The sequence below is a fragment of the Flavobacterium sp. genome, from assembly GCF_029242675.1.
Lineage (GTDB): Bacteria > Bacteroidota > Bacteroidia > Flavobacteriales > Flavobacteriaceae > Flavobacterium.
Window position 1 is genome coordinate 1 of sequence record NZ_JAQWTM010000052.1, and the last position, 4,210, is coordinate 4,210.

A 4,210-nucleotide genomic window follows, 5' to 3' on the forward strand; every position below is an offset into this window, starting at 1 on the left:
CTGAATTTTTAATAGACCCAATATTAGTTGTTATACTAGTTGTTCCAGTTGAACCCGGAATTGGCTTACCGTAAATCAAATCAACAGACTCTTTACTGTAATAATCAACAGTTCCAGAAATCCTATTATTAAACAAACCATACTCCAAACCAATATTAGAAGAAGCCGTCTTTTCCCATGTTAAAGCAGAGTCAACCGCCGCTCCAAGAACAACTCCCGTATTCTCTAACTCATTCCAACCTGTATTAAACAATTGCAAGTAAGGAAAATAAGAAGCAAGTCTATTATTACCTAGTTCTCCATATGAAGCTTTCAGTTTTAAAAGATCAATTACTGAGCTATTTTTAAGGAAACTTTCTTCAGAAATTAACCAAGAAGCACCAACTGCATAAAAATCTCCCCATCTAACATCACTTTTGAAACGTGTTGATCCATCTCTACGATACGAACCCTCTAAAAAGTATTTCTCTTTGAAATTGTATGATAAACGACCTAAATAACTTGAAATTCTTTCTTCAGTTGTACTACCTGAAACATTAGAAGGTGTTGTACTACCGTCAAGAACAAAAACTCCTGGCAAGAAACCTTCACCTTGAGCACCTAAAGCATCAATTTCATACTTGTAAGCCTCTTGAATAAGAGTACCTGTAAAATTATGATTTCCAAATGATTTCTTGTAATTTAAGCTGTTGATTAGATTCGTTGATGTAGTTATGTCTCTATTCTGAGTTACCCTTCCGTCAACACTTGAAGCAAATCCAACTTCATTGTTTGCATAATTATAAGAATCAAACAAATACTTATCGTAAGCTAAATTTGTTTTAAAAGTCAAATCTTTAGCTAAAGTAAATTCTACGTAAGCATTTGCAGTAAAATTATCTCTTTTATTTTCGATTTTGTAATTGAATAAAGCACCATAAGCGTTCTCATTGTTCAATTGAGGACGAGTACCATTCACAATTTGACCATTGTTAGCACCATAATCAAAAATGTTATTTCCTTTACCATCTTTAATCAAATCTCCACTATCATCTCTTCTGTATACTGGATAATATGAAGGAACTGTATAGATCCACTGTACAGCACTTTGAAAACTAGACCCACTTTGAGTTGGAAAGTTTTGCTTTGAAGTAGAATAAAAAGCAGTAATACCCGCCTTAACTGATTTACTTACCTGTGAATCGATACTCAAACGTGTTGTAACACGATCAAAGTTAGAAGTAACAACATTTCCTTCTTGAGCCAAATAATTGGTTGTGAATGCATAAGATGTATTATCACTACCTCCACTTACACCAAAGGTGTGCTCTTTCCTTACAGCAGCATTATTTAACATTAAGTCCGCCCAGTTAGTCTCCCACTTTTTCTGAGTAGTAACTAAATTTCCATTCGCATCTACTGGTACAGCAACAGTGTATGGGTTGTACCCTAGATTACCTATTAATTGATTTGAAGCGTTTGCTCCTGCAACAGCAGCAGTTTGGTTGCTCACGTATTGATTAGCATTTCTTAAACCTTCCCATGCATATTTAACATAGGTATCTGAGTCAACTAAATCGTGTAGTTTAACAGCATTTCCTGCAAAACCAAGTAGTGTAGAAGCCGTAACTCTTGGTGGAGACGCTAATCTACCTCTTTTAGTAGTAATCAAGATAACACCGTTAGACCCTCTAGAACCGTACAAAGCAGTTGAAGACGCATCTTTCAAAACACTTATAGATTCGATTTGATCCGAACTAATAGTATTCAAATTTCCACTAAATGGCGCACCATCAAGAACTATCAAAGGTTCTGCAGACGCGTTGATAGAACCGATTCCACGAATACGAATTGTAGGGTTTTCACCTGGCTGACCACCAGCTGCGATAATATTTACACCCGCAACACTTCCTTGTAGAGCCGTTAAAACACTAGTTGCTTGCTGCTTTTCTAAAACCTCTTTACCAACAGTTACAACTGATCCAACAATAGCTTTTGACTTTTGAGTTCCGTAAGCAACAACAACCACCTCATCTAATGCTTGAGACGATGATGCAAGCTTAACATTAAGCACGCTAGAAGCGCCTACTGCTACTGATTTATCCTCCATACCAACAAAAGAAAACACTAAAACATCTCCAGTTTTTGCACTAATGGCGAATTTACCATCGAAATCGGTTTGAATTCCAGTTTTCTTTCCTTTAACAACAACATTTACTCCAGGTATTGGACCCGTTGCATCTGTCACTGTTCCTTTTACAATTTTCTCTTGAGCGAAAGAGAATTGTATAGATAACGCTATGATAAGCGATAAAATCCATTTAAATTTTAATCTCATGTTAATTAATTTTGAATTAGTTAATCACAAATTTCATAAAAATATCTTAAAAAACCAAATACAAAGGCTCCAAATATTGTATTTACTTTAACAAAGGTTGATAAAAAATTAAAAAAACTTTGGAAAAACAAAGATTTAATGCATAAAATCCTATAAAAATATAAGTTTCATGAAAATAATGTAAAATGTTAAAATATAGTTATAAAAATAATAAAAATAGAAACAATCGATCAATCAAGCAATAATTCAGTGCATCAGATAGAAGATCAATAATTCTAAAATTTAAGAATATAGCTTTATAAAGAGAAATTAAAAATTATTACTAATTATCAACTAAAAATTAATTTTAGTATATATAATACAAAAACGGAAATAAATTCTTATAAATATCTAGCATTAATTCAAAATAAGAAATATACAAAATCATTTTACTCACCACTTAGCAAATGTCCAGATACGAGTGAAAGTAATTAACAAAAAAATAAACCAACAACACTTTTAGCTAAAATTGTAAAATATTTAGACAAAATAAGATAAACAAAAAAGAAACTTAATTACTTAAATTCATTATTACCAATACTCAAAAAAACAAATTACAAGCACACCATAACATTAAATAAGTCTAATCTACAAACGATAAATTTAATAGTATGAAAAAACTAAAAACATTATAAAAAAATAGTACATAAAGCAACAATAATTGTTAATCACAAAATAACAATAGTGAACTGTTTATGGGACAAAATACAAATTTCAGTCTCACATGGAACACTTAATACAATTTAAAACCAACAAAACAATAAAAGACAGAGCTAAAAAAAACCAAATCAACAAAAAAAGGCAACAGTGAAAATAAATCACTGCTGCCTTCTTATTAAATTTTAATTGAGATGATTATCTATATCTCAAGTAAACTACAATTATTATGGTCTAGTATCCCAAAATACTCTAGCGCTCATATTTGCTTTTTGAGTTGCATTTTCAGGATTCAAATCAATCTCTGATTGTGGGTAAAATAGAGACCTAGGTACAAAAGAAGTTACCGCATTTGATGGCAAGACTAAAGTTGGATAACCCGTTCTTCTCCAGTCAGTCCATGGCTCTAAAACTACACCGTAGCTAGCTATATATTTCTCATTAATAATTTGTTCTAATTGTTGAGCAGGAGTACCCGTTAAAACACCATAAGTAGTTAAATACGTAGTTATATCAGCAGCAGCAACACCTGCACTTTCCATTGAGGCTCTAATTCCTGCTTGAAAGAAGGTTTGTGCAACTCCTGGAGAAGCAAATCTAAGAGAAGATTCAGCTCTTATGAAATTATACTCTGCAAATGTCAACATTCTGATTGGAGCAGCACCTGAATAGGCTGAACCTGTCAAAGTCCCTCTTAAATACGTATGGATCTTTGAATAGCTAGCAGGAGAAGCAGGCGCACCACCCACAGCTCCAACATAGTTTCCAGAATTAGCAGGCAATTGTGTAAAATAGAATTGTCTTCTAGGATCTGCTTTACCATTCATCATACCAACTAATTTAGCGTTAGCTACTAAGTTATTTGCTCTGTTCGTCTCAAATTGATCAATTGGATTTCTTGCATTAGCTGCATCAACAAAATTCATTTGGAAACTATCAGCATTACTTGTCATAAGCAACGCTCCAGAACTTACTAACTCATCTATTTTATTTTTAGCAAAAGTTGGGTTTTTTTCACTGTAATGCAAAAACATTCTAAGTTTTAGCGTATTTGCAAATTTAACCCAATTTGTTTTAGAAGTGGCAAACGCTCCCGGAAAAATTGTACTGTTCGTTCCCGGAGATATTGTAGATGTTCCCGCATTTACCTCTGAAATACCTTGATCCAATAAAGCAATTAAACCAGTATAAATCGTT

At 33.0% G+C, this 4,210-nt stretch carries 2 protein-coding genes; both read right to left on the bottom strand.

Going from position 1 to position 4,210, the window contains the following annotated elements; all coding sequences use genetic code 11:
- Window positions 1-2,317 (bottom strand): SusC/RagA family TonB-linked outer membrane protein (locus P8M54_RS02045; protein WP_300284481.1); only part of this gene is annotated, 2,317 nt, incomplete at its 3' end.
- Window positions 2,318-3,240: 923 nt separating this feature from the next.
- A partial coding sequence (locus tag P8M54_RS02050) for a SusD/RagB family nutrient-binding outer membrane lipoprotein (RefSeq protein ID WP_300284484.1) occupies window positions 3,241-4,210 on the bottom strand: 970 nt, incomplete at its 5' end.